The 25,349-nt window shown below is 60.8% G+C and carries 22 protein-coding genes and 1 pseudogene; 6 read left to right on the top strand and 17 right to left on the bottom strand.

Annotated features, from left to right (window positions below; all coding sequences use genetic code 11):
• Positions 1-482 precede the first annotated feature (482 nt).
• On the top strand, positions 483-941 hold the full coding sequence (gene paaI, locus AC630_RS26765; protein ID WP_074121453.1) for a hydroxyphenylacetyl-CoA thioesterase PaaI: 459 nt from the start codon (positions 483-485) through the stop codon (positions 939-941).
• Between the two features lie 269 nt (positions 942-1,210).
• Here the strand turns inward: paaI and AC630_RS26760 are convergent, their stop codons facing one another.
• The 3 genes from AC630_RS26760 to AC630_RS26750 all read right to left on the bottom strand — a co-directional run bounded on the left by AC630_RS26760 (position 1,211) and on the right by AC630_RS26750 (position 3,785).
• The gene (locus AC630_RS26760; RefSeq protein ID WP_074121489.1) at positions 1,211-1,717 is read right to left on the bottom strand and encodes a DUF3455 domain-containing protein; all 507 of its coding nucleotides are present in this window, start codon (positions 1,715-1,717) and stop codon (positions 1,211-1,213) included.
• A gap of 129 nt (positions 1,718-1,846) precedes the next feature.
• Positions 1,847-2,497, bottom strand: a complete 651-nt coding sequence (locus AC630_RS44280; protein WP_143198333.1) for a hypothetical protein — start codon at positions 2,495-2,497, stop codon at positions 1,847-1,849.
• 304 nt (positions 2,498-2,801) lie between these two features.
• A complete protein-coding gene (locus AC630_RS26750) occupies positions 2,802-3,785 on the bottom strand; it encodes a hypothetical protein (RefSeq protein ID WP_074121450.1) in 984 nt (327 codons plus the stop codon).
• A gap of 398 nt (positions 3,786-4,183) precedes the next feature.
• Here AC630_RS26750 and AC630_RS26745 point away from each other — a divergent pair, with 398 nt between their 5' ends.
• Positions 4,184-4,363: a hypothetical protein gene (locus tag AC630_RS26745; RefSeq protein ID WP_074121448.1), complete on the top strand. Its 180-nt coding sequence runs from the start codon at positions 4,184-4,186 to the stop codon at positions 4,361-4,363.
• Between the two features lie 349 nt (positions 4,364-4,712).
• A pseudogene (locus tag AC630_RS26740) lies at positions 4,713-5,042 on the top strand (winged helix-turn-helix transcriptional regulator); the annotation flags it as partial.
• A 110-nt stretch (positions 5,043-5,152) separates the two neighbouring features.
• Here AC630_RS26740 and AC630_RS26735 read toward each other — a convergent pair.
• The 4 genes from AC630_RS26735 to AC630_RS26720 form a co-directional block, all read right to left on the bottom strand.
• Complete coding sequence (locus AC630_RS26735; protein WP_074121447.1) at positions 5,153-5,998, bottom strand: metal-dependent phosphohydrolase; 846 nt, start codon at positions 5,996-5,998, stop codon at positions 5,153-5,155.
• A gap of 582 nt (positions 5,999-6,580) precedes the next feature.
• A complete protein-coding gene (locus AC630_RS26730; RefSeq protein WP_245330527.1) occupies positions 6,581-7,210 on the bottom strand; it encodes a DUF3455 domain-containing protein in 630 nt (209 codons plus the stop codon).
• A gap of 18 nt (positions 7,211-7,228) precedes the next feature.
• Entirely contained in the window at positions 7,229-8,092 is an 864-nt protein-coding gene (locus tag AC630_RS26725; protein WP_143198332.1) for a hypothetical protein, read from the bottom strand.
• An 81-nt stretch (positions 8,093-8,173) separates the two neighbouring features.
• Positions 8,174-9,154 (bottom strand): hypothetical protein, encoded by a 981-nt coding sequence (locus AC630_RS26720; protein ID WP_074121443.1) that lies wholly within the window; start codon positions 9,152-9,154, stop codon positions 8,174-8,176.
• A gap of 488 nt (positions 9,155-9,642) precedes the next feature.
• Between AC630_RS26720 and AC630_RS26715 the strand changes: the two genes are divergently transcribed.
• On the top strand, positions 9,643-9,903 hold the full coding sequence (locus AC630_RS26715; protein ID WP_074121441.1) for a hypothetical protein: 261 nt from the start codon (positions 9,643-9,645) through the stop codon (positions 9,901-9,903).
• Between the two features lie 418 nt (positions 9,904-10,321).
• Here AC630_RS26715 and AC630_RS44275 read toward each other — a convergent pair whose 3' ends face one another.
• The 6 genes from AC630_RS44275 to AC630_RS26685 form a co-directional block, all read right to left on the bottom strand.
• Positions 10,322-10,807: a hypothetical protein gene (locus AC630_RS44275; RefSeq protein ID WP_143198331.1), complete on the bottom strand. Its 486-nt coding sequence runs from the start codon at positions 10,805-10,807 to the stop codon at positions 10,322-10,324.
• 167 nt (positions 10,808-10,974) lie between these two features.
• Positions 10,975-12,189, bottom strand: coding sequence for a helix-turn-helix transcriptional regulator (locus tag AC630_RS26705; RefSeq protein ID WP_245330526.1), 1,215 nt, complete (start codon positions 12,187-12,189; stop codon positions 10,975-10,977).
• Positions 12,190-12,613: 424 nt separating this feature from the next.
• Positions 12,614-15,538 carry an autotransporter outer membrane beta-barrel domain-containing protein gene (locus AC630_RS26700; protein WP_074121437.1) on the bottom strand — a complete coding sequence of 975 codons (2,925 nt, stop codon included), beginning with the start codon at positions 15,536-15,538 and terminating at the stop codon, positions 12,614-12,616.
• Between the two features lie 492 nt (positions 15,539-16,030).
• Positions 16,031-17,131 (bottom strand): helix-turn-helix transcriptional regulator, encoded by a 1,101-nt coding sequence (locus AC630_RS26695; protein ID WP_083636402.1) that lies wholly within the window; start codon positions 17,129-17,131, stop codon positions 16,031-16,033.
• 150 nt (positions 17,132-17,281) lie between these two features.
• On the bottom strand, positions 17,282-17,458 hold the full coding sequence (locus tag AC630_RS48415) for a hypothetical protein (protein ID WP_502691537.1): 177 nt from the start codon (positions 17,456-17,458) through the stop codon (positions 17,282-17,284).
• 202 nt (positions 17,459-17,660) lie between these two features.
• Positions 17,661-17,936 (bottom strand): cysteine peptidase family C39 domain-containing protein, encoded by a 276-nt coding sequence (locus AC630_RS26685; RefSeq protein ID WP_074121435.1) that lies wholly within the window; start codon positions 17,934-17,936, stop codon positions 17,661-17,663.
• Positions 17,937-18,609: 673 nt separating this feature from the next.
• Between AC630_RS26685 and AC630_RS26680 the strand changes: the two genes are divergently transcribed.
• Positions 18,610-18,936, top strand: a complete 327-nt coding sequence (locus AC630_RS26680) for a DUF1330 domain-containing protein (RefSeq protein ID WP_074121433.1) — start codon at positions 18,610-18,612, stop codon at positions 18,934-18,936.
• Positions 18,937-19,432: 496 nt separating this feature from the next.
• Here the strand turns inward: AC630_RS26680 and AC630_RS26675 are convergent, their stop codons facing one another.
• The 4 genes from AC630_RS26675 to mddA all read right to left on the bottom strand — a co-directional run bounded on the left by AC630_RS26675 (position 19,433) and on the right by mddA (position 23,251).
• Positions 19,433-20,620 carry a helix-turn-helix transcriptional regulator gene (locus AC630_RS26675; RefSeq protein WP_245330525.1) on the bottom strand — a complete coding sequence of 396 codons (1,188 nt, stop codon included), beginning with the start codon at positions 20,618-20,620 and terminating at the stop codon, positions 19,433-19,435.
• A 113-nt stretch (positions 20,621-20,733) separates the two neighbouring features.
• Positions 20,734-21,492 carry a hypothetical protein gene (locus tag AC630_RS26670; RefSeq protein ID WP_074121429.1) on the bottom strand — a complete coding sequence of 253 codons (759 nt, stop codon included), beginning with the start codon at positions 21,490-21,492 and terminating at the stop codon, positions 20,734-20,736.
• The gene (locus AC630_RS26665; protein ID WP_074121427.1) at positions 21,489-22,502 is read right to left on the bottom strand and encodes an NADPH:quinone oxidoreductase family protein; all 1,014 of its coding nucleotides are present in this window, start codon (positions 22,500-22,502) and stop codon (positions 21,489-21,491) included. Before AC630_RS26665 ends, AC630_RS26670 begins: the two co-directional genes overlap by 4 nt.
• Complete coding sequence (gene mddA, locus AC630_RS26660; RefSeq protein WP_074121425.1) at positions 22,499-23,251, bottom strand: methanethiol S-methyltransferase; 753 nt, start codon at positions 23,249-23,251, stop codon at positions 22,499-22,501. The genes AC630_RS26665 and mddA overlap by 4 nt, the downstream gene beginning before the upstream one ends.
• Positions 23,252-23,416: 165 nt before the next feature.
• Between mddA and AC630_RS26655 the strand changes: the two genes are divergently transcribed.
• The gene (locus AC630_RS26655; RefSeq protein ID WP_074121424.1) at positions 23,417-24,985 is read left to right on the top strand and encodes a bifunctional AfsR/SARP family transcriptional regulator/alpha/beta hydrolase; all 1,569 of its coding nucleotides are present in this window, start codon (positions 23,417-23,419) and stop codon (positions 24,983-24,985) included.
• Positions 24,986-25,349: the final 364 nt, after the last annotated feature.

Here is a 25,349-nt window from a genome sequence, read left to right as displayed (position 1 = left end):
CAAGCCGTTAAGTCTTTGGCTATCGTCGCTAGGAGACTCGAATAGCTTGCAGCGTATGATCGACGGGGCCTGATCGCCAACTGTCACCCAAAGGTGTTGCCATGATCGCAATTCGGAGAGCGGAGCCTGGGTCCGTAATGCTTTCGCATCACGACTTCATGATCGCAACATCCTTCGATCGCAGGACGCTTTCGCGGGGTGCGGCCGGCATTCCTGATGGGTCCATCACCGCGCATGCGGACTGCAACTATCGAGGAACGAAATCATCGCGAACTCGCCGGAACGAGCGTCGACGAAATTATCACTCCGTCGTGCATCTCATCGGCCATTGCGTAATCCGGCGGAGCCCGGCCATCGCGGGTTGCGGACGTTATCGACGGCGGCTCCGGCGTGCCCGCGTGTGCATGAGGCCTGCTCGCCGCCGCGCCTCGCGCAGTCCAGGCGTCACGACGGCAACGTTCGGAAATCATCGAGAAGCTTTAATGAGTAATGTGACCGCCATTTCGGCGCGCGAGCTGGCGGAGGCCTGCGCGGACTTCCTGTGGCGCCAAGACGCCACGCTCCGCAGCCTTGGCCTCGAGCGGTTATCGATCGAAGTCGGTCAAGCCAGGGTCGCGATGACGGTGCGACCTAGCATGGTCAATGGCCTCGGAATCACTCACGGCGGTGCCATCTTCACGTTCGCCGATACGGTATTTTCGCTTGCGTGCAATACTTACAATAAGCGCACGGTTGCCGCACATTGCCGCATTGCGTTTCTACGACCGACCAGGCTCGGTGACCGGTTGATTGCGACGGCGACGGAGATCGCGCGTTCCGCACGATCCGGCATCTACGATGTGAGCATGACTTTGAAGGATGAGATCGTAGCGGAGTTCCGTGCGCATTCGCGCGTGATTGGCGGCGCCCTGCTGCCGCCCGGAACAGTCGGCCTGGATTAGGCCGGCTGCCAAATCCTCAATCCTCTTCGTGGTCTTACCTTCCAGCTCGACTGTTTTCCGCCCGCGCTCATTGCTCCGCAGCATTCTTGCCATCGCGGATGGTTTCTTCGAGCCGACGCGCCAAGATCTGAACACTGTGCTGCCGCCCATTCAGTATTTCTTATGTTCTCGTTGCGACGTATGAGTCTCCACACGCTGTCCAATCGAGGGGCGCAGTCTGGCAGTGCTCCAGCAGAGCTGCATGAACGCACAATCTCACCGCCAATGCGTCAGTCCTTTCGCAAGAATACATAATCCGCTGAGTAGGGCACGCTGCGGAGGGCGCCCGCTTCATCACACGGCCCGCGCGCGACGCCGCCTCGGGTATTGATGCGTTGTACTTGCGTCACGCCGGACAGTTTCCCGTCACCGCGCTGGTCCACGACGTCGAGCCGGAGCCACGGGATATCATCCTGAGTCGCGCCAGGTGCGCTGCTGGCCAATTTGGCGTGCACCACGCTCCCATCGGCGTACTCCCAACGCGGGCCCGCGTAGTGGCGCCCGACCGTGCTGCCCTCGAAGATAAGCGTGGCAATCGGCTCACGAGCCCGCCAGGCGAGGTTGCCGTCGGATGCGGCCCTGCACTCGTAGACCTGGGCCCCTTCGGCATGGAGAACTGCAGCTGTTGCCAGGGCAGGCATCGCAATGTCTTGGGGGAGTTGAGCCGCATTGGCCGCGGTAAGCGATCCGACGCTCAGCGCGAAGACGAATAGCGGCACTTTACGGTAAGCGCTCATGGTTTTCTCATGGATGATGCGGGAGGGTCTCGAGGACGCGCGCAATTCGTGTCGAACCATTTCCTCATGATCCGACGACAATTCTGGGAAGATCGCAACGTGAACCTTCACGCTGCGATCTGTTTTGATTCACTGCTGCTTGTGGTTGCCGCCGCCCGGAGAAGATCCTGAACTCGATCCACCTGACGTCTTGGACGCCTGGGTGACAGTAACTCCTCCTTGACGGCCGGCGGCGGCTCCTTCCGGATGACGATGATCTCTGACGGCTGGCCCAGGGTTGGGCACTGGCGAGTTGCCGACGGTTCCGGGCGCGGCCGCCGGCGGCGGGCTGCTTGGGTTGGACGCTGCCGCCGTCCCGTTGCGATGATCGTTGACGACGGGAGGTCGATTGCCCAACGCATCGTCGTTGCGATGGCCGGTTGGCTGCGGAACGGACTGGCCCGCTCCAATCGCTCGGTCACGGACGACCTTGTCGCGGGCGAGGGCGTACTCGTTTTTTGCAGCCGCGGGATTGGCGTAGGCGGCATTGACGCCCGCCGCCTTAAGTTGTCTGGCCAGTTCAGGATCCCAGACGTGATAGCTGGCGCCATTTGGCGCCAGAATCATCTGTCCATTTTCGATGGGTACGCCCTGTTTGACACGATAGGTGCTGGTGCCTGCACTGTCCGTCACGACGACGGTGGTGTACTCGCCATTCCAGGTCGCGCCATCTGAGGCAGTCTTGCCTCCGCCCTTTCCTCCCGTGTTAGTTTCCTTGCCCCCCGCCCCGCGGCCTTGCACGTCATTGCCCTTATATCCCCTCTCGCGATTCCTGCTTTCGCACACTTTCTCTGCTTTGTTGCAGGCGTTGAAAGAAGCGAGCTTTTCGCCATTGCGAATGCAATAGTTGAATCTTGCCTGGCAGTTTTCAGGCTCAGCAAGGGCCTGCTGGGTGAAAGCCCCCAGCTCATCAGCGTGAGCGCGATGGTCGAGATAGTTTGGTGTGAACGTTCAAACATTCTAATCTCCGCGGATAGTTCATAGGCTGTCGAGCCCCGCAGGGCGGCGGGAACAAACCCGCCACCCCGCGCGATCAATTGCAGCGTCACCAGCTCGTAAAGACGTCCTCGATGAACTTTGCCGATCCTTTCACTCCGTCAACGGCGCCCTTAACTCCACCTTTGGCGAGGCCGTACCCAGCAGCAACGGGAGGGCCAAAGGTCAGGAGTCCAACTCCGTCCATAGCCTTGGCGACAGTTATCCCGACCTTAATATCTGGTGAATCAAAACCGGTGACGGGGTGCACTCCAGCGCCTCCAGTGGTCGGCGCCACCGGCGTCGGCGCAACGCTGACGACCGTCTTGCCTTCTCCGTTTCGGGCGCCAACCTGAATGCTCTTGTCGCCTCCGACGCCGAGCGCGTTGCCGGAGATGGTCACCGTGCCACCGTTCAGCGTCACCGAGTCCTTGCCATTGGTCACGGTGATCTTGCCCGGACTGCTGGAATACGCCGACACGCCTCCCGCACCGTTGGGGATTTCATATTTGGTCACACCGTTGGATACGGTCACGTTGCCGGCAGGTAGGCTGGGGATCGGATGGATCGTGTTGGCGGGCGCAGTAACGCCGACCGGGTTTGCGGAACCGGACGCGACAGGTTTGCCCGGAATGGTCTGGGGTGACTTTTCGCCAGCCGCCTCTACAGGCTTGCCGCCGGTCGCCTTGGTGGGCATGCTGCCGGGCGCAGCCATCTTGTGCTTGCCATCACCAGACCGCTCTTCGTCACGGCCCCACTTTTCATGCTTGTGGTCCTGCTCGCTGCCATACTTGCCACCGCGGTCGGACCTGACATGATCAAAGTTGGGGTTGCGATCAAATTTGTCGCCGCCGCGACGCTCAGCGATGACGGGATGAATGTCGTTGCGGCCGGAATTGGCCGTGGCGCGCTTGGTATCACCGCCAGAACCCTGGCCGAAGTTGTTGCCGCCATGATGCCCGGCATGACCTGGCGCGGCGGCAAGCAGAAGGATTCCAGCCGCAAGCGTTGTGATGGAGGTGGTCGATCTAACGAGGCGCTTGAATTCTCTCATGGTCTACTCGCTGTATTCCGGTTGACGATTTCTTCCCCGGCTCGACAGTGTCCGCATGTTGAGAGCCCTGCATCCTCCGATTGGAGGAACCACGTGGCAGGTCCCGTTGTAGAGGGATCAATTCGGCGTTACCCAAATCAGTTCGTAAGGCGACTTGAAGCACCTTCGGAAACAGCGTCCCTCTTTCCAGCGAGTGCGCGACCGAACAAAACCAGAGAGCACGTTTCGATCAAGCCAGTCGAAACGCGCTCTGGAGGACGCGAAAGGGAAGCCCAGCCGGCATTCTTCCGGATCTATCCTGGTTATCTGATCGTGCGCCGCGGGGCGGGAACGGGCGGGCCAAGAAAGCGAACCGGCCGGGCGTGACAGCGAGATGAGTTGCGGCAACGATCATAGTGATGGTGGTTACCACCCAGATCGCCGGTGTGAAGGACGATATTCCGAAGCGGCTTCGAGCCGGCACCAAGGCCCTCGCGAGCGCCACCGTCCTTGGCACTGGCACCCTCGGCTGCAGCCAGCAGGATGATCCCGGCGGCAAGCGTTGCGATGAGGCCGGTCAATCCAACAAAGCGCTTTGAGCTATTCATGGTTCGCTCTCTTGTTCGTTCACAGATATTACCTGGTCCGCGACTAGTCGCAGGTCCTGTCTCCGCCGAGATCGGTGCGACAGTGACATCGAATTGAGCGCCCAGCGTCCTGCGATCGGAGGGCACGCGCTCGTTCCGGCAACTCAATCAATGAACCACGGGGCTAAAGCAGCGGGTTTGGAAAGATGATGCGCATCGGCCATTCCGGATCGACTCGTCGCTGGCGCACAAAATCCAGCACGCGCTGTCAATTCAGGAACCGAACCCCGTCAATACAGACGCTGAACTAGCGACTTATGCCGTTCGGTCACAAGCTCCCACGATCGTAAAGGGGGGAAGCATGACCCAAGGCAGCTACAAGCAGTTCTGCCCCGTCGCAATGGCTGCAGAGATACTGTGCACGCGATGGACGATGGTCTTGCTCCGGGAGCTGATCGCCGGTTCGACGCGCTTCAACGAACTGCGTCGCGGCGTTCCACAGATGTCGCCGTCTCTGCTTTCGCAGCGCCTGAAGGAGCTTGAATTGGCTGGCGTCGTCGCCCGCACAGCGTCGGCCTCGGAGCCTGACGTCTCGACCTATCAGTTGACGGCGTCCGGACGCGAACTCGGGCCAATCGTGGAAGCATTCGGAATCTGGGGTCAACGCTGGATCAAAGCGGACTTTTCGATTGCAGCATCTCGCTCCGAACCCTGATCCGGGACATGTGACGGACCCTTAATACGACGCCACTCATCGATGAACTGAACAACCAGACGATCCGGTCAAGATCGAGCTTGCGTCTATTGTTGCGGACCGGAAAGCGCGATTTCGTGCTCAGCGCGAAAAACATTGCCGTAAAGGTTCGCAATCCACTGACGCCCGCTCGATGTCATGTTGAGATAACGGATTTCGGCCTGGATATGAGGCGCCACGCTGTTCCAGTAAAACTGGGGGTATCGACTGACGATGTCGGCGGGCGACTCATATCTAAGCTGGCGATTCAAGCCTGTCTCCTCAAACTCGTGAAACAGCGCATTGGCCTTTCTGATGTAATTCGGATCACCGAGTTGGCCGATAAAGTCGGCTGCCCGAACGATGGACGCCTCCTCTTGATAGTCTTGCCCCTCATTTGAAACGCTTGACGGGAATCTCGTACCCTCAACGGCGTGAGCAATACGTCTTTTGTCGAGCGGGGCGATGCCTTCGATCCTCTCCATAATGTAAAGCTTCGATCGATCGACATGATAGGGCAACAGGGCCGCGTCGGATGAACCGCGCGGCACCGTCACCTTTTTACCAGTCGGATCGATGATAAAGCCCGCATCGTCGTCTTCACTGAACAAACCACGCACATAGCCGATGTCGTGGGTAAGGCACGCAATCATGACGTGCGCGTAGTCGTCAGCGGTGACGTGGGTGTAGAGCGCTCGAGCGCAGAGTATATCGTGCCCCGCGAGCGTCACGAGGAGGGTGTGCTCGATATTGTGGTAGAGAGCGTCGCTGTTTCCTATGGCTTCGAGCGCGATGCGGGCGATAGATGGCACGATCTCCGCAAGATGCGGCTGCGAAGACCCGAACCGACCGCGCATATAGGAACCGAGAAGCTCCTCCAGGGCGCCCGCCGCGAGGTCCGGAACGGTTATCATACCTGTCGCAGCGGAAATCCCGACCCGACAAGATCCGGCATCATGAGATGCGTCCATCTTCTTTGCGCAGAATTTCATCGATCCTCTCTGATTTTGTATCGCAATCGACAATAGCTCGACTGATGTCGAAGCCCGCTTCCGGATTGGTAAAAGCGGATGCGTTTCAAGAATTATTGGGCTCACTACCGAGTAGATTTCTCATATGTTCGACAACACGTCTCGCGGCACCGAATCGCCGCCATCAAGCTTGTAAAAGATCCCTGCCGAGGTCTGGCCGCAAAACTGCGGTCATCCCGATGTCGATGCGATTCCAGATGATAAGCCTTAAAAATATTCTCCTGCGGAAGAAATAGTCCGCGGAAGTATGGACCCGCGAAGCCAATCGATTTAACGGCGGCGCACCTCATTCGGTCGGAAGTCAAATCGATGCCGGCCGGTCTTTCGCCATGCGGCATCCAGTTCCGGCAGGGCCCGCAGATGCGAAAGCGCAAGCACGTCCATTCAAAGCAGCCAACAAGAAATAGAGCCCCGGCCGCTCGAGGCCTTTCATTGAGCAACCACCGCTGAAGGACTTGCCCGGCATTAGCCCTTTCGCAAAAATACGTAGTCCGCTGAGTAGGGCACGCTGCGAAACGCACCAGCTTCGTTACATGGTCCACGCGCTACGCCGCCTCGGGTGTTGACACGCTCTACGTGGGTCACGCCCGACAATTTTCCATTGCCGCTTTGCTCCACGACATCGAGCCGGAGCCACGGGATATCGTCCTGAGACGCGCCCGGCGTGCTGCTGGCCAATTTGGCGTGCACGACGCTGCCATCGACGTACTCCCAGCGCGGGCCCGCGTAATGGCGCCCGACGGTGCTGCCCTCGAAGACAAGCGTGGCAATCGGTTCACGGGCCCGCCAGGCGAGATTGCCATCGGATGCGGCCCTGCACTCGTAGACCTGGGCTCCTTCCGCATGGAGAACAGTAGCTATTGCCAGGCCGGGCGTCGCAATCGCTGCGGAGATCTCGGCCGAGGATTGGGCCGCAACAGCCGCGTTGAGCGATCCGACGCTCAGCGCGAAGACGAATAGCGGCAGTGTGCAATAATTGCTCATGGCTTTCTCACGGGTGATGTCTGATGTCTCAAGGGCGCGGGCAGTGCGCGTCGAACAATTTTCGGTCGGCATCGAACGCCATTCGGGAAAGATCACAGCGTGGATCTTCACGCTGCGATCCGTTTCGACTTACTGTTGCTTGCGGTTGTCGCCACCCGGCGAAGATCCTGAACTCGATCCGCCCGACGACCTGGACGCCTGGGTAACGCTCACCCCTCCTTGACGGCCGGAGGCGGCCCCTTGCTGACGGTGATCCCGGATCGCTGGCCCGGTGTCAGGTGCAGGCGAGTTGCTTACGGTGCCAGGCGCGGCGGCCGGCGGCGGCGCGCCGGGTTTGGCCTCGGCCGCCTTCCCATTGCGATGATCGTTGATGGTGGGAGCGGCATTGCCCAGCGCGTCGTTGTTGCGATGACCGGTCGGCTGAGGGACAGGCTTGCCCGCGGCAATCGCGCGGTCACGGACGACCTTGTCGCGCGCAAGCGCATACTCGTTCTTCGCGGATGCGGGATTGGCGTAGGCGGCGTCGACACCTGCGGCCTTGAGTTGCCTGCCCAGTTCGGGATCCCAGACATGATACCTAACCCCGTTCGGCGCCAGGATCATCTGTCCGTTTTCGATCTCAACGCCCTGCTTGACTCGATAGCTGCTGGTGCCGTGCCCGTCGGTGACGACCACGGTGGTGTACTCGCCGTTCCAGTTCGCATCGCTGCCGACCTTGCTTCCACCTTTGTCTCCCTTGCCGGTTTCCGTGCCCTGCGTCCCGCGGCCGTGCACCTCTTCGCCTTGATATCCCCTGCTTCTATTTCTGCTTTCGCACGCGTGTTCAGCTTTGCTGCAAGGCGTGAAAGAGGAAAATTTTTCGCCATTACGAATGCAATGGTTAAATCTTGCCGAGCAGTTTTCAGGCTCGGCAAAGGCCAGCTGCGTGAAAGACCCGAAGGTGATCAACGCGAGCGTGACGGTGGGCAGCGTACGACGTGAGAGTCTGGACATTCCGGTCTCCGCTGATTAGGGGCTGCGGCGCTTGTCGGGCGACGGGAATGGACCCGCCGCCCGCGCGATCAATTGCAGAGATCACCAGGCAAAAAAGTCATAGATGCCCTCCGCCGTCTCTTTCACTTCGTGAACGGCTCCCTTAACGCCGCCTTTGGCGAGGCCGTACGCAGCAGCAGCGGGAGGGCCATAGGTGAGGAGTCCAACTCCGTCCATGGCCTTGGCGAAAGTTATCCCGACCTTAATGTCTGGTGAATCAAAACCGGTGACGACAGGGTGTACTCCAGTGCCTCCAGTGGTCGGCGCCTTCGGCGTCGGCGCAACGCTGACGACCGTCTTGCCTTCGCCGTTTCGGGCGCCAACTTGAACGTTGTTCTGTGCGGCTCCGACGCCGAGCGCGTTGGACACGGTCACCGAGCTGCCGTTCAAGGTCACCGAATCCTTGCCGTTGGTCACCGTGATCTTGCCTGGAGCGCTGGAATACGCGGAGACCCCTCCTGCACCATTGGGGATTTCATATTTGGTCACGCCGTTGGAGACCGTCACGTTGCCGGCGGGTGGACTGAGGATCGGATGGATTGTGTTGACGGGCGGAGTGACGCCGGCCGCGTTTGCGGAACCAGTCGCGACAGGTTTGGCCGGAATGGCCTGGGGTGACCTTTCGCCAGCCGCCTCTACAGGCTTGCCGCCGGGCGTCTTGGTGGTGCTGCCGGGGGCAGCCATCTTGTGCCTGCCATCACCGGACCGCTCTTCGTCACGGCCCCACTTTTCATGCTTGTGGTCCTGCTCGCTGCCATACTTGTCGCCGCGGTCAAACCTGGCACGATCAATGGTTGGCTTGCGATCAAATTTGTCGCCGCCGCGACGCTCGGCGATGACGGGACGAATGTCGTTGCGGCCGGAATTGGCCGTGGCGCGCTTGGAATCACCGCCAGAACCCTGGCCGAAATTGTTGTCGCCATGATGCCCGGCATTGCCTGGCGCGGCGGCAAGCAGAAGAAGTCCAGCCGCAAGCGTTGCGATGGAGCTGGTCGATTTAACGAGGCGCTTGAATTCTCTCATGGTTCACTCGCTGGTTCGTTCGCAGATTCAAGATCTCTGCGACTGGTTGCTTCCCCAGCGCGACAGTGACACCACGTCGAGCGCTCTGCGTCCTCCGATGGGAGGAAGCAGGCGGCAAGTCCTCGTGCCGATGGATCAACTCGACGTTACCCAAATCATTCCATTTCGTGATCAGCCAAACAGAAATCGCTGCGCGAAACATCGAGCTAGCGATCCCGTTCAAGTTCGCACTTGTTTCGATTGGTTGCTGCCGGTGCTGCCGTTCCTGGACGGCGCTGAGCTCGACCCGCCCGCCGTTTTTGGCGTCCGGGTCACGGTCTCTTCGAAACTTTCCTGCCGCTTATCCTGCGATCGAACGATTTGGCACTGACCGCTTTCTGTCAGGATCGCTCTGAACTCAGGGGTTTTCCCGGGGTCGTTTGCATGGTCGGCCAAGCCGCCATGCGGCCAAGCGTCTTAGGCGATCCAGAAAAACAGGAGACGAGAGTATGCTGAAGAACCGCGTGACAACGCCCCGCATCATTGCAACGCTTGCGGCGGGATTCATCCTGATGGCAGCCGCGGAAGGTGCGCTCGCCCGGGTGAACACCGGCACCCGCCCCACTAGCACCGGCGCCGGCAAACCCTTTGGCATCAACTCCGGCGTTGGCAAAGGCGTCGGCGCCGATGGCGGCGTTGCCATGGGCGGCGGCGGCGCAGCTGCTCCTAAGCCGCCGCGGATCCATCACCCCTTCCCTCACCGCGATTAGCTGGCGTCAGATCGCGACCGTCGTCGCGGCCAAAGACGATCGGGTCAAAACCCGTGGGGCGAGCAAACCATCCTGCCTCGCCTCCAGCCCGCAGGATGGAAAGAAGACGGCGGTTAGCATCTGCGATTGCGTCATTCTCGCCGGAATAGCCTGCAAGCCTTCAGGCTTGTGAGGACCCCCGCCGTGCGCGCCGAGCGCTGGCTTTCGCCTTCTCGGGCTTCAAGGCCCATTGCTGCATCGCCGCCGTCATCGCTGGGCTCAGCGGATTCAGTCTTTTTCCTCGCGTCGAGAGCTTCGCGTCTGCGATCGCAGGATTCTGGCGGCGAAGCGAACACAAAGCATCGACTCACAGGGAGTGGCGAATTGAGCCACCCGGCGCGGTATCGCTGTCCGCGACGCCGAGCCGGGTGAATCAAGGTTATCGGCCGATCAGAACAGGAACAGGCTTGGTCGCCTCGCCGCCAGCCCCGGCCTGCGGCCCGACCACGCCGCGCCGGAACAGATCTGATTGCCGCCCCGGATCCTTTCCGATGATCGGCGGGCTTTCATAGCGGCTGTGCTTGTGCCTCGGTTTGTACCACCGATCATGATCACGATGCTTTCCGTCATACCAGCCGCTATTTTTGTGATCCGAGCCGCCGTCATGGCCGACACGACCGTCACCCTTTCCAGGGTCAATGGGAATGGGGGGAAGAGGCTTGTCGATCGGACGGCCGGGAGCGGGCTTTTCAACGAGGAGAGCGGCGCCGCCACCGCCCGGTGGGGATCTTGTCTCGGTGCTGCTGATGCCAGACCGGGCACCATTTTTGGCAAACGCGTCATCCATCGTCACGGCCAGGGCGATACCGGCCACGAGGATCGGAAGAACCCGGGTCGTTATGGCAAAACATTTGAGTATCATCATCAACTATCCTTTCGCTCGTTCGCAGGCCCGACGCGGCCTGTCAGAAAAATGCTGACCTCGCTCGAAACGAGATTCGACCTGACCGTAGTGCGATGCTGAAGGGCGCGCGTCGTGCGATCGGAGGACGCGAGCCAAGAGTTCTGATCCACCGACAGCCGCGCTCGACATCAGGATCGGACTGCCAGCGGCGTCGAAAAGCCGGCAACCAGTTTGACCAGATCGGCCTGGCGGCAGGCGCCGGTTTTTTCAAACAGGCGACTGACGTGCGTCTTGATGGTGGTCACTGCAACGCCGAGAGCGGTCGCGACCTCGGGAACCCCGCCAACCTCAACAACAGCAATCAGCACGCGCAACTCCATTGGCGTCAATTTGAAAGTCCTGCCAATGATTTCGGGGGGCGAGGAGGTTACCAATGCCGCCTTGCGGACGAACACTGCCGCGGTGGCGGCGTAGCTAATTCCGGTGCCACGGCGCGCGCCCGAAGTTAAAGGCAGCACGTGAGCGACGTAACGCTCGCCATCATGCGCCGTCAGCGGCAAGGCAATACCTTTGATGCCGAGAGCCGCATTGCCCTGCTCGGCAACGGCAAATGCATCCCGCAAGGTCTGGTTGACCTGCGCATCGCCTGCCACGAGCTGACCTCTCATTGAACGCAGAAAATCACCCGCGTCGAGCATGACGCGCCCAGCTACATTTGCGTGGACGATCTGCCCGCGACCATCCACGAGAAACATACCGGCAGCGAGTCCGTCGAAGGTTTCGGTGAACACCGCCGCTTCGGCGCGTTTGAATTGGATCGTCTTGCCAATAAGGATTGCGCGGCGGACATGAGGCGCGATGACAGCAATACGCCGGCGCATTTCGTTGTCGACCATGCCGCCCGCCTCACCGCGGACAACGCCGAGAAACGCGCAACCTGTCGCCGACTTCTCGAGCACGGTACTTGCAACGTCAATCCAGCCTTGGGGCCGCGCCCATTCCTGATAGAAGCACCCCTGGCGATATTCCTCATAGGGCACAAGATCCGGAAGGCTTACGATCTCTCCGACACCAAAGAAGGGCATGCCCGTGAGCGGACAAAATTTCGAATACGTCTCCGAATATGCTTGCATGTAATCGGGGTCGACGCCGAACTGATAGCGGGCCTCGATGAGTTCGCTCGCAGAATCCTTGATCGCAAGCGCGCCAGCTCGACCCCCAGCGAAGTCAACAATCTTCGTGAGCACGCCGATCCACTGTGCGGGATCGAGCGCAGCATGGTAGATGTCGCCAACAAGGTCGCTAACTCGTTGAGATTCACACATCTCGCTCGTCCGCGACGCGGATTCGGTGACGCGACCGATCGCTCTGAGTTTCGGGATTTCTCGAACCGAGCTCGCCACGGACATCTCTCCTGTCAATCCATTTCATAAAGCTTGCTACTTAAATGGCGGCACGACACAACGACCGTGACGCGGGACTTGGGCAATTGCGACAGCGGCTTTTCAGCCGCGAAAGCCGATGAGATGCCTGCGCTCAGCAGAGCAAGCGCGCCAAGCGGCGCAGAATGCGTCGTTCAATCATGTTCATAATAAGTCCTTATCGCTTAAAGGCGCGGATATGCGGCTTGGCGCCCATCGGCGATAAGGCAGTGCGCACGATTCCAGGCGATCGCCGCGCTCGCGGAATGCCAATTATCAACCTCCGCCACGCCTGACTAGTTCAGGTTTTGAATCTGGTTCACGAGCGAAACGAAACTAAGCGCGCAACCATGCTCGGTTAACGCCAGTCGCGGCGACCCAGCGGGATACTGCCGTGCGCCGCGCATCAGAATGCCACCCGCACGCCGCCGCGAGCGGTGCCGGTGCGGCTCTGGTCGGACATCACGATGCCCTCGATTGCACCGAACACCGCGACGTTCGGGCTGGTGTGGTAGTCGAAGCCGGCGCCGGCCACCGCGCCCACCGTGCTGCCCTTGCCCGGAGTCGCGAAGGTGAGGTTCTGGCCGATCAAGACCGCGTTGATGCCGGCGTCGCCGACGCGCTGTTGCGCGATCACGCCGCCATGCACGTTGGCCTTCAGGACATGGCCGCCGCCGGAGAAGCTGGTCAGGCGGGACACGTCGAGCTCGCCGCGCTCCTCGAAATTCTGCAAGGTGCGGCTGCCGATCGACAGGGTCTGCGCCGAGCCGGTCTCGCTATAGCCGTCGAACAAGCCGGCGATGTAGCGCACCCGGGCGCTCGGCGTCAGCAGATAGCCGCTGCCAATGTCGAGGCGGTAGCCGTAGGCCACTTCGGGGCTGACGAACCAGCCGTTCGAGCTTGCGGTGGCGTGTTCCAGCGTGCCCAGAACGTTGTTCTGCACCAGCCGGCTCGATTTGTTGCGGGCGCTACCGCCCTGCACGGTGACATCGAGAAAGGTATTCGCCCATTCGAACCGGCTGTAGCCGCCGGCGAACACGTAATCGGTGTCGACCGTCTGCGAGCTCAATTCGACCGAGAGCGCTCCAGCGCCGCCGCCGGCGAACACGCCGACCAGCCAGTACGGCTGCAGCCGGCGGTCGATACCGATGGCGCCGGCGAACGCGGTCGAGGTCGAGCGCAACGTGTTTGCGGTCTCGTCCTGGCTGCGCTGCCCGCCGAAGCCGCTGCTCCACACCGTCACCGGCGCCGCGCTCCAGCTCGCCACCGGCGCCTTGCTGAACATCTGCGCCCTGGCCGGTGCCGAATCGTCCATGGCGTAGCTCATCATCGTCAGGTTGGCACCACTGGTCGGCGACACGCCGTTGAGCCGGCCCTGCACCATCGACGACACGCCGCCGGCAAAGTCCATCAGCGTGCGGTCGGCCTGCGCCAACGCGGTGGGATCGAGCGAGGCGGTGACGCCGCCGACCGTTACCGACGGCTGGCCGCCGGCCCCGAGCGAGATCAGGACGGTGTTGATGACGCCTTCGAAATTGACGAGCTTCGCCTGCAGCGCCTCGACCACGCCGGCCGCGCTGCGCGTCAATGTCGACAATCCGCGCCCCGGCGACCCGGTTGTGGCCTCGACGTTGATGACGTCGGCGGTATTGAGGCCCATGTCGATCTTGCCGACGATCTGCGAGCCGCGCTTCAAGGTCAGCGTGTCGGCGGCCGAGGTCAGCTTGATCGCGGTGCCGCTGGCGCCATCGGTACTGGCGATGGTACCGGCGTTGGTGATGGTGGCGCCGCCCAACGTCGCGTCGGTGGCCCGGACGGCGATATTGCCCGAGATGGTGCCGAAGTTCGTAAGATCGAGGCGGCCGGCGGCAATGCCGGAGAGTCCCGCCGCCGATCCGCCGGCGATGGTGCCTCCCGCATCGTTGGTCACCGTGGCGAAGGTGGCGAGGATGCCAAACGCCCCACCTGAAATAGCGCCGCCGCTGGCGTTCTTCACGACGGCATTGCCAGCGGCAATGCCGTCGCCAGTCGTCGCCGTAATGTTGCCGGCGTTAGCCACCGTCATGGTGTTCGCTCTGATGCCGAACACTCCGCCCGAGATGGCGCCGCCGACCTTGTTGGTCACCTCGGCGGTAACGGCGTCGATGCCGATGCCGCCTGCGCCCATCGCCGAGATCGCGCCGGAATTGCTCACCGTGGCGAGGTCGCCACTGAGGATGCCGAAGCCGTTCGCGCCCGTCGCCGAGATGGCGCCGGAATTGCCCACGTTGACCGAGCCGGCACTGACGATGCCGACGCCGCTCGCAACCGTCGACGAGAGGATGCCGGAATTAGTCACGGTGTAAGTGCCGCCCCCGCCGCCGCCGCCGATGGCAGCTGCGCCCGAAATGGTGCCGGAGTTGTTAATGGCTCCGCTGCGCAATTGCACACCTTGGCCGCCCGCTATGATGGTGCCAACGTTGGTCACGGAGCCGTCGGTGGCCTTAACGCCGAACGCCGAAGCCTGGATCGTGCCGCCGCTCTTGTTGTTCACGTTGGCGGTGGTGGCGGCAATTCCGGTTGCGCTCCCACCCCCCGTCGCGGTGATGCTCCCGGCGTTATCCACCGTGGCGGTGGTGTTGGCGAAGATGGCGGCGCCATCCGCAGCCGTCGCCGAGATGGTGCCGGTACCATTGCTGATAGTGAGGCCGCTATTTGCGCTGATGCCGAATGCCTTGCCCGTGATGGTGCCGAGGCCGGAGTTGCCGGTCGCATCGATGTTCGCGTTGCCCGCCGTGGCTAGAATGCCGATGCCGTTTGCGCCTGTTCCCGAGATAGTGTTGGCATTGTTGATGATAGCATTACCGGAGATGCTGATACCGGTTCCGACGCCCGAGATGGTGCCGGTGTTCGCGGTCAAATTAATATCTCTTGCCCTGATGCCAGCGGTGGCTGCGCCCGTTCCAAGGATCTGACCGGCATTACTGACGTTGATATCGCCGACAGTGAGGCCGAAGAAACCTTGGATCGTCGCGCCGCTCTTGTTGACCAAATTGGCGAGACCATTCGAGATGCCGGCAGCATTGGTACCCGTGATGGTACCAAAATTGACAAGTGTTCCTCCCACACCGGTTTTGAGGCCAAAGGAATCGCCGCTCAGGTCGCCGGATACCGTGTAGTTATTGTTGTTGTCGTTAAAGGTGCCGTAGCCGGTGATGCCGTCCGGGCCGCTATTGGTGACGGAGCCCAAGCAAACGACGGCCACATCGCTCGCAAACGTGCTCGTTAAACCGCCGACCGTACACGCCGCCTCGGCGCGCCCGATTGCCGCGAAAGAAACGGACACCAGCATCAGAGCCAATCCAAGACCTTGGTCAAACCAACGGCGCGCACAGTGCCGTTGCGCAACATTATTCATAACGGCCCGATTCATTTCGATTTCCTCAATTCCACGTGGTCGATTCGCCAACAGTGCGTCTCGACGCGTTTACCGTAGCTGCGCCCAGCACTGCCGGCGCCCCTCGAACGAAAAAGGCGGCGCAGGATTCGAGCTGGGTGAACCCTATGGATGGCGGCGACGGAAAACTTGGACAGAAGCGCAGACGAACCAGACCAAAACGAAATGCGGACAACTTGCGCACCGCTGATGCAAATCGGCGACACGCGGGACAACCAGCGGCATTGACCGGACATGCACAACGTCTCTCCGCGGAGCGTGTCACCGGGCTCGCTGAAGGCGAGACCGGTGGCGGCGGCGCATGACGACTCACCAGGAGGCCGGCTCAGACAAATGTCTTCGCACACCGCGCCGCGACGAAACGCCGGGGCCGACGCGATGCATCTTTCAGGGATTGGCCGGCTCTTCGGCTGCAGCTTCCCTTATGTCTCGGGGCGTGAGACCGTAAAAATTCCGGAAGCTGCGGTTAAAGTAGGACAGATCGCCGAACCCGACGTCGTAGGCAATGCTGCTCACGGGACGTCGGCGGGATCGCGGAGCGCAGAGCATCCGATGAGCATGCATGAGCCGCTGATTCAGCAGGAACGCGGAAAACGTCGTGCCATCGACCTCGAAGAGCATTTGCACGTAGCGCGCGGACACGCCGAGATGCGCGGCAACAGTTCCAACCGAAAGGTCTCGACGGCCGCTATTCTGCATGATGTAGGTCTTGGCCGCACTTAGCCTTGCGGCACGCACTCCGCCATCCTGCGCCGCGCCGGCAGCATCACGTGTTGCTCCAAGCGCAAGCGCAACAAGGTCGTGGATGTGACTGACGGCAAGACGCGCAAGCGCGGGCGCCGTCAGGGCATTGTCGTCGAGCAGCGTAACCGTATAGCTGGTCAAAAGCTTAAGGGCGTCGATCTTTCCACTTATGTGGCTCAGGGAAACCTCGTCAATATCGTTGACGAGCGGCGAGAGAATGGGGCGTGGAATCCGGAGCAAAAGAGACCGGCCCGAAACAAAACGTTCGAATGTGGTCACTTCGTCGCTTCTGATGAGCACGGCATCGCGCTCGCGAAGCACCACCTCGCGTTCGCCGGCAGCGATGACGGCCGCTGCCGTGTAGTTTACAAGGAGCGCGACGTCGTCGTTGCCGTCCGCGAGAAATTCGCGGGTCCGCTTGACGCGGGCGGCCGACAAATTTCCCAACACCAGATTCAATCCGGGCAAATGACGCGAAACAATGCTAGATTGGAACAGCGCGTCTTCAGCCGGCTCGATTTCGACTCCGAGCACGGTATATCCATAGTGCTCGCGCCACATCGGAATGCGATCTTCCTCAGGCAGGTCGTCGGTCGAGAACCGGACTGTTGCGAAGTCAGTTGCTACGGTCATGCAGATGGTTTCCGTGCAGCGTTGCGAGGCCTCTGGTCCCGATGCATAGGCCGCGGCAAGCTGAACCGCGTCCTGCGATCGGAGGACGCCAATTCGATGCGCTTGCATCATGAGTAAGATCTTCGCGCGCCCCCTCCTCTAGAGTCTGCCAGCGTCAGCTCAGCCAGAATCTCATCTCAGCACCGCCAGACGTTCAGGTCTTTGACGGTAGCGGTCTTGTAGCGCGACGACCGACTGGCCGAAATTCAGTGACCTCAGCTCTCATCGGTTTGGATCGGCGAGGGTCCAATCTTGCCGGCCTGTAGTGACAGGCAGAAGAACCCCACCTATGACCCGCGAATGGGCGCGCAACTCCGCTATGATGTCATTTTCCAAGGTCACCCTGACATCGTGGATTCCGGATCGTCCGGAGCGTACGACTTCAATCGCGGTCGCCACCAACCGGTCGCCGAGCCTACACGGTCGCAAGAACGAAATGCTGCAGTGTCTATGCTAGGCAGCACAGTCATCGCGACCGTGGCCTGCCCCGCCTTGATCGATAGCCGCTCTAAGCCAAGGCTTCGAAGCACGGCGTCCTGTCTCCACAAGAAGTCCGCGCACGCCCACGCTAGCTCGCGTGAGGAAATGCCTGTCGGATCATTCACTGAAAACTCCTCTGATATTCTCCGATTGCACGGCGGGTCATCAGGATCGGCCGGCCATCCCAAACCGCAACGAACTCTTCCCGCGTCAACAGATCAGGCCGGGGCGCCAGCGGCGACTGGACGAGGATCTTGTTCTCCCCGACCCTGGCGACCACCAGGAACCCGCCGTCGCGCAGGGATGCAATGGCAGGCAAAGGCGCGCTGGCAAGCCGCGACCAGTCGGTCCGATAAACACGAGTTTTGAATCCCAGATCCCTGGCGCGCCAAAGCATCTCCGGTGCGCCTATCTAGTCTGTGCCCAGCGCATGCATGATCTGTCCGGCCTGGACCGGAACGCCTCGGAGATAGAGCAACATCAGGAGGGCTACGAGTCCAGGATCATCAGGAGTAGGGCTGTCGATTTCGGTGCTCATCATTATTGCTCTTCAGGGCGCTGCCACCTAGCCTGTTGTTGCCGCCGCCGGTCTCCGGGCTGATTCATGGGCTTGCTGCCTGTGGAACTGGCTGAATCGCTCACCCCCGTAAGCTGTCAGCGATCATGGCTGCCTACCAATCCGGCCGCGTCGTGCGATCGGAGGATACAGGCTTTTCAACATAGCGTCTCGCGCAAGCCATGCGGACGCCGCCATCGGAAGCGGCCATCCTCACCACAACTTTCGGCTCTGGACTCGCGATTGTTACAGTGCCTGCACCAGTCCCGGCCAAGTGCAGGCAGCCAGTGCTTGCCTTACCTTTCAAACTTTTTCATCGTAGGTAGCAATTCAGTCCAGCTTGTGTGGTTCATCAGATTCGCCAACCGCTATCTCACAGACGGATGATCAATACAGATTCTATATTGGCCAGATTCACTTACTGAACTGGTAGCCGCTGCGTTCTTCTGGCAAGTCGAGACCAGACCTCCGCCGATCCGGCGGGGGCTGACATTCGAAACAGGAGCAACATCGTATGAAGGCGTTTTTGATAGCAGATATCAAAGTGACGGATGATAAATGGGTGCCGGAATACGCGGCTTCGGTACATGACCTCGTGCATAAACACGGCGGCAAGTATCTGTCGCGCAGCGGCAATGTGAAGACACTTGAGGGTACGCCTCTGGATACTTCTCTTATCGCGATTATGGCGTTTCCATCGGTAAAACACGCAGAGGCGTTCGTTGCTGACCCCGCGTACGCTCCTTACATCGCGGCCCGCCAAGCTGGCAGTGAAAGCCGCTTCCAGCTAATCGACGACACCGACTTGGCGGGCACAATATCGTATCTGAATAAGGGATGAACAAACGGTCACGCGCGCTTGCGTGACCGAATCCCGCTCTCTTCTCCGCCTCAAGACTGAGCTCGGCAGTGTGAAGTTTCCCGAGCTCAATCGAGAGCGGCTGATCGAGTTCGGAAGAAAGCGCGCAAGGAGGCTGCTCGACGTTCACTCGCGTTGCGGCCTGCACACTCGCGCGGTCACCGTATTTCGTGACCCGCTATCCGAAGGCTTCAGACATTTCGTCTCCTCCATGCCTGCTCCGGTTGCTTCCGGCTGGAGCGGTCGCCAGGTTGGACTTGCACCCACAGGAAAAGCGCCGCCTTGTCACGGCGCACACCCGGAACGGACATTGGGTCGCATTGGTAGAGCGAGTGTTTACCCTTCCTCGCTTCTTGTTCGTCGGTAAAGTGTAGCCTTGGGCGCTAACCCGCGGCCAGCACCTAACCTTCAATTATGAACGAGCCTTCCTCGGGGGAACCGGCGCGGACGTTTGCGCTCTCAACATGCCCGATCGCGGTCAATCGGTTAGCGGCGTCGCATATCCCGCGACAAGTTTAACGAGATCTGCCTGCCGCGTCGCACCCGTCTTTTCAAACAACCGGCCGAGATGCGTCTTGATGGTTGTGACTGCAACTCCAAGAGCCGCTGCAACCTCTGGAACGCCGCCCACTTCGACAATAGCCAACAACACGCGAAGTTCAGTCGGTGTTAATTTGAACATCTTGCCAATGACTTCGAAAGCAGACGGGACTTCTAAGGCTGCCCTTCGAACGAACAAGGCCGCCGCGGCTGTGTAGGTTCTGCCGGCACGACGGCGGGCCCCCGAAGTCAAAGGCAGCACATGGGCAACATAGCGCTCATCGCCCTTGCCAACCAGCGGGACCGCTATCCCCATCGTGCCGAGCGCGGCATCCAGCTGGCCGGCAGCGGCAAATATTTCACGCAACGTTTTATCAACCTGCGCATCACAAGCAACGAGCCGGCCGCCGACGGAACGCAGAATATCGCTGACGGCGATCATGGCATACCCCGCGGCGTTGGCATGAACGATACGGCCTCCCGCATCGACGAGGCACATGCCGACACTAAGACCATCAAGCGTGTCGGCGAACGTCGCAGCCTCCGCGGCCTTCAAATCGAACATTCTTCCGATCAGAACCGCTCGGCGGATATGGGGAACGATCAGCCGCATCCGATGCCGTGCTTCGTCATCAACCATGCCGTCTCGCTCACTGCGGAAGACACCGAACATCGCTACGCTGGTTGCTGATTTGTCCAGAACGGCATTGACGCAATCGACGAGACCCTGCGGCGCTACCCGTTCTCGATAAACTCGTGTTTCCAGGAATTCAGGGTGGGACATCAGATCCGCAACCGCGACGGGCTGTTCGATCTCCGCAAGAAACTGTCCACCCGTGGTTGGACCAAACGTCACATATTTGTCGAAATAGAGCTGTGTGAAATATGGGTCAATTCCAGTCACGTATTGAACGCTGCCCTCCTGATTGGCCACGTTCTTGGAATACAGCGCCGCACCCGTCCCGCGGACGAAATGTGCCGCCCTTTCAATGGCACCTATCCACAGCGAATGATCGAGGACGGTGTCGTAGACGTCGTCAATGACATTGCTTAGCTCTTGAGGATCATAGTTGTCATCTCGTAACATGGACAATTCAGAGGCTGCTTGCCGTTGTTCTGGCTTCATTTTGCAAGACTTCTTAAGCGCTTCCGCTATTGATCGATTGATCGACACAGTGACATGCCTAGTGTGTCATCCGGAGACTTGGTGGTGTCGGCCCCAATCGGTCCGGCACACGTTCAGGCGCGGCCGAGCTGCACTTGGCGGTCGACTGCAATCCACGTCGCTCGGGCCACGGCCAACAACGTTCCAGCTTCACCATAGGCCGCGGCCTCGGCAACGCGTTTGCGGCCGTCGCGGCCGGCCTCCCAGGCGGTGATGACGCAGCGTTCTCCCGGGCGCGGCCGTGTCTCTATCCGTGCCGACATCCGACCCAACAGGATTGGCGTCCGGTCGAAGCTGCCGCTCTCCCGGTCGCGAGAGGAAGCATAGCCCGTGGGACAATCGAGCGCCGACCAGAGAAATTCGGGCGCGACGAAGCCGTCCTCCGCCGCCAGGGTCGGATCCGGTGTCCAGGTCGCCGCGAGCACAACCGAAGCATTCCGGGATTGACGCACGAGCGGTCCGGCAAAAATGCGCAGGCCATCTCCCTGCGCCCTTGCAGGACCGCACACGAAACACGTCGGCAGCGGATGCTCGTGTGGCTTGACCGGCGTCAGCAACTCGGCTGCACATGCCTCGTCGAAGCTTGCCGTCCCCAGGCGCGTCAGCTCAACACTCGCCGGTCGTCCAGTGGCGACGACTGTGGCGCCATCGCGAAGCTCCCATAACCCGTCGTCCTTCGCGACGACATCGAGCTGCTTATCCAGGGGCGGAGGTGCGCGCAGCGTCACCTCCGCCCCGCCGGCAATGTGCCGGGCCAGCCGGCCACAGACATATCCGCCGTTCCCGGAGTTCGGAGGACCGCAGTAGCGCTTGTCGATGATAATCGATGTCATCGATCCGTTCCTCTCTTGCCGCCGCCACCGCACTCTATTGTCGTAAGGACGATTCTTCCCTGAACCGTCCGATTAGCCACGGCGCGCATCGCTTCCTTGACCTGTTCCAGGGGAAGGACGCGATCGATGTGGGGGCGAATCTTCCCCTCGGCCAACAATTGCGCCAGGGTGTCGTTCATGCGCGCGGCCTGCTCGGGGAATTTCTCTGCCCATGCGCCGGCAAAGACACCAACAATGGAATAGTTCTTCAAAAGCAGGAGGTTCATGGGCACCGAAGGGATCTGGCCGCTCGTGAAACCGACCGGCATCAGCCGTCCGCCCCACTTCATCAGCCGCGCCATTTGCTCGAAAATCGTTCCGCCAACATTGTCGAAGCAGACATCGACGCCTTCTCCACCGGTTATCGACTTGATCCGCTCGCGCAGGTTTTCGCTCCGATAGTTGATGACATCGCAGGCACCGTAACGGCGCACCAAAGCCATCTTGTCGTCGGAGCCGACACCGGCGATGACCCGCAGGCCCAAATGGCCGGCGAGGTCGACGGCGGCAAGACCGACCCCGCCTGCGGCCCCAGTGACAAACACTGTTTCATCGGGTTGCGCTCGTGCGCCCTCTGTCAATGCGTAATACGCCGTGCCATAGTTGTGCCAGACCGTGGCCGCCGTTTCGAACGCGACGCCTGCCGGCAACAGCACACTCTTCGATTCCTTGGCGACCATCCGCTCGGCATAGCCGCCCGTCCAGCTTCCGCACGCCACGCGATCGCCCGGCTGAAATCTCGTTACCTTTTGGCCAACCGCGATGACGACGCCGGCCGCTTCCGTGCCGGGCACGAATGGTGTCGGTGGACGCATCTGATAAAGGCCCGAGACAATCAGACTGTCCATGAAACTTACGGAGGCCGCGTGTACGTCGATCAGAATCTCGTCACCGGCCGGCTTCGGTTCTTCGACCTCGCCGATGCACAGGTCCTCCGGACCAGTAAACGCGTTGCATAGTACTGCTCTCATCGTGATGCTCCTGCTTGGCTGCGACCGAAAATGCGCGGCAGCAGCATGGGAACGCGCTGGCGATACTGCTGGTAAGTCGTGCCGAACTGAGCGATCAAATCCCGCTCCTCGAACTGCAGTCCGACCAGGATGTAGATTGTGATCATGATCGCGAACAGCATATGGCCTGCGGTCATCTCAGGCGTGGCCCAGAATGCGAGCAAAAAGCCCAGCATGAGCGGATGCCGCACGATTTTGTAAAGCAGGGGTGTCCTGAACGCCTGACCCGGGGCCTCGGCTCCACGCAGCGCGAAGAAGGCCTGGCGCAAGCCAGATAGGTCGAAATGATCGATCATGAAGGTCGAGGCAAGCACGAGCAGCCAACCAAGCCAGTAGACACCGATCAGCAACCAGCCTGCAATTCCGTCGATCTTCCAGAGGAGTGTCGGGATCGGCCGCCACTGCCAGAATAGCAGCAGAAGGATCAGGCTGGAGAGCAGCACGTAGGTGCTGCGCTGGCAGGGCACGGGAAGGATTTTAGCCCACCACTGTTTGAAAATTGGGCGCGCCATAATGCTGTGCTGGATTGCAAATATGCCGAGCAGCAGCAGATCGACGATGATAGCCTCGCTCAAATTAGTCGGCCCGCCGGCGTCGATCGACTTGGGCACGAGAGAGTTGCTGAAGAAACCCAGCGCGTAGAGAAATGAAGCAAGGAAGACGGCATAGCTCACAATGGCGTACAACAGGATGAGGAGACGTGCGAACATGGATGTTTTCCATTATTGTGCCAGTGGCGGCGGTGCCGAATGCAAGAACTTGAACCGTTTGATAGCGAGCGTGTTCTCGATCAAGCCTAACTGTTGTCACTGGACCGTCCCCTGTGCGTCCCCCCGAGCGCCGGTAGGGCAAGGCGTGATTTCAAGGCTTGGTTCGTGACCCGGTTCTCGCTTCAGACGCTCGGGCTCCCGGAGATCCACGGCAACGACGGCCCGATCAAGCTGAACCTGCGCAAGGGTCTTGCACTGCTGATCTATCTCGCGGAGGCCCCGGGCGCCGTTGCACGGGACGTTATTGCCACGCTGCTGTGGCCCGAGAGCCCGGGCGAGACCGCCCGCGCGCGATTGCGGCGCATGCTTCATCGCATCGAGCTTACGCTCGGCGAGCATATTTTCGAGACCGACCGCACCAGCGTGCGGTGGTCTCCGGCGGTCGAACTGAGGGTCGATTCGCATCTGTTCGAGAGCGACTGCGACGGAGGCGCTTTTGAGGAAGCCTGCCTACGCTATCGGGGTGACTTCCTCGCGGGCTTCTCTCTAGCCGATTGTCCCGAGTTCGATGATTGGGCGTTCTATCGCCGCGAGGCACTCAGGGGGCGACTCATGCATGGGCTGGAACGCCTCGTGCAGGACAAGAATGCCGCCGGCGAACATTTTGCCGCGACAGCTTACGCGGGGCGCCTTGTCGAGCTCGATCCGCTGAGCGAGGTGTACTGTCGGCATTTGATCCGCAGCCTCCTGCTTGCCGGCGATCGGAGTTCGGCAGAACGGCACCACGCGGCACTGACAAAGCGGCTGCGTGACGAGCTTGGGGTTGCGCCCGAAGCCGCGACCGAAGCGCTCATGGACCCCACCACGGCGCCGCTGGTCCATGCCGCTCCGACAACACTCTATGTGAAGGGCGCCAGCGTACATCTGGCCTATCAGACATACGGAAGCGGCGAGATTGATGTGCTGATCGTGCCTGGCTTCGTGTCACACGTGGAACGCGTTTGGGAGCATCCCTCGTGCCGGGCATTTCTGGTTTCATTGATGGCGTTTGGGCGACTCATCCTGTTCGATCGTCGCGGTATCGGGCTGTCGGACCGGGTCGGATCAGCCCCGAGTGTCGAAGTCACGGCCGAAGATATCGGCACCGTGCTGCGGGCGGCGCACACGCGTCGCGTCGTCCTGTTTGGGGCGTCGGAATGTGGGCCGGCTTGCATCAAGTTTGCGGTCGATGAACCCCGCCTCGTGGCTGGCCTCATTCTGTTCGCGTCATCGGCCAAGGGTTGTTGGGCCCCGGACTTTCCGCACGCGTTGCGGGCAAGCCAATATGACACCTGGCGCCAGCAGCTCGTCGCCGAATGGGGTGGCCCTGCAGGGATCGAAACCTTCGGGCCGAGCCTTTCTCGTGACCCCCAGGCGAGGGCCTGGTGGGCCGGGCTGCTGCGCGCGGCCTCCAGTCCGGGCGGCATTTGGGCCGTGCTCAAGGCGTTGCGCGACACCGACGTGAGACACCTCCTGCCACGGGTTTCTGTGCCCACGCTGGTGCTGCACCGCCGGAACGACCGGGCCGTGCGTATTGAGGCAGGCCGCGATATGGCCAGTCAAATCACCGGCGCTCAATTCGTTGAACTCGACGGCAATGATCATTGGTTCTTTGCTGGTGCTCAGCAACCAGTGCTCGAGGCGATCAAACGATTTGTCAACGCCCTGCTGCGCGACAGGAGGCCAACGCGGTGAAGCTAGGTCAGCGACTCAAGCATCTATCACGGAGAGGCGCATGGTAGCGGGCTTCGTGAAGGGCAGGTGAGCATCCGGCCGAACAGCCAGATCAGTTTGGCGCGTTTGCACGGGAGTTCGTCGAAAGCAAAGTTGACGTAATTCTCGCCGTCACCGCGCTAGGCGCAAGGGGAGGCCAAGCAGGCCACCGACATGATCCCGATCGTGTTCGTGCTCGATCCCGATCCCGTCGGCAGCGGGCTGTTCGTCGTCAGATGATTTGAGACTGATTAGGCGGGCTGCGAAGGGAGGCTCTGGCTCATCAGGGGTTAGAGTTTAAGCGGCCTGCAGTCGATGCTGCAAGCGACGATTTGCGATGGTGTCG

Source organism: Bradyrhizobium sp. AS23.2 (assembly GCF_001908185.1).
Lineage (GTDB): Bacteria > Pseudomonadota > Alphaproteobacteria > Rhizobiales > Xanthobacteraceae > Bradyrhizobium.
The sequence above is the reverse complement of the archived record's forward strand: the minus strand, read 5'-3'. Positions and strand labels throughout refer to the sequence as shown.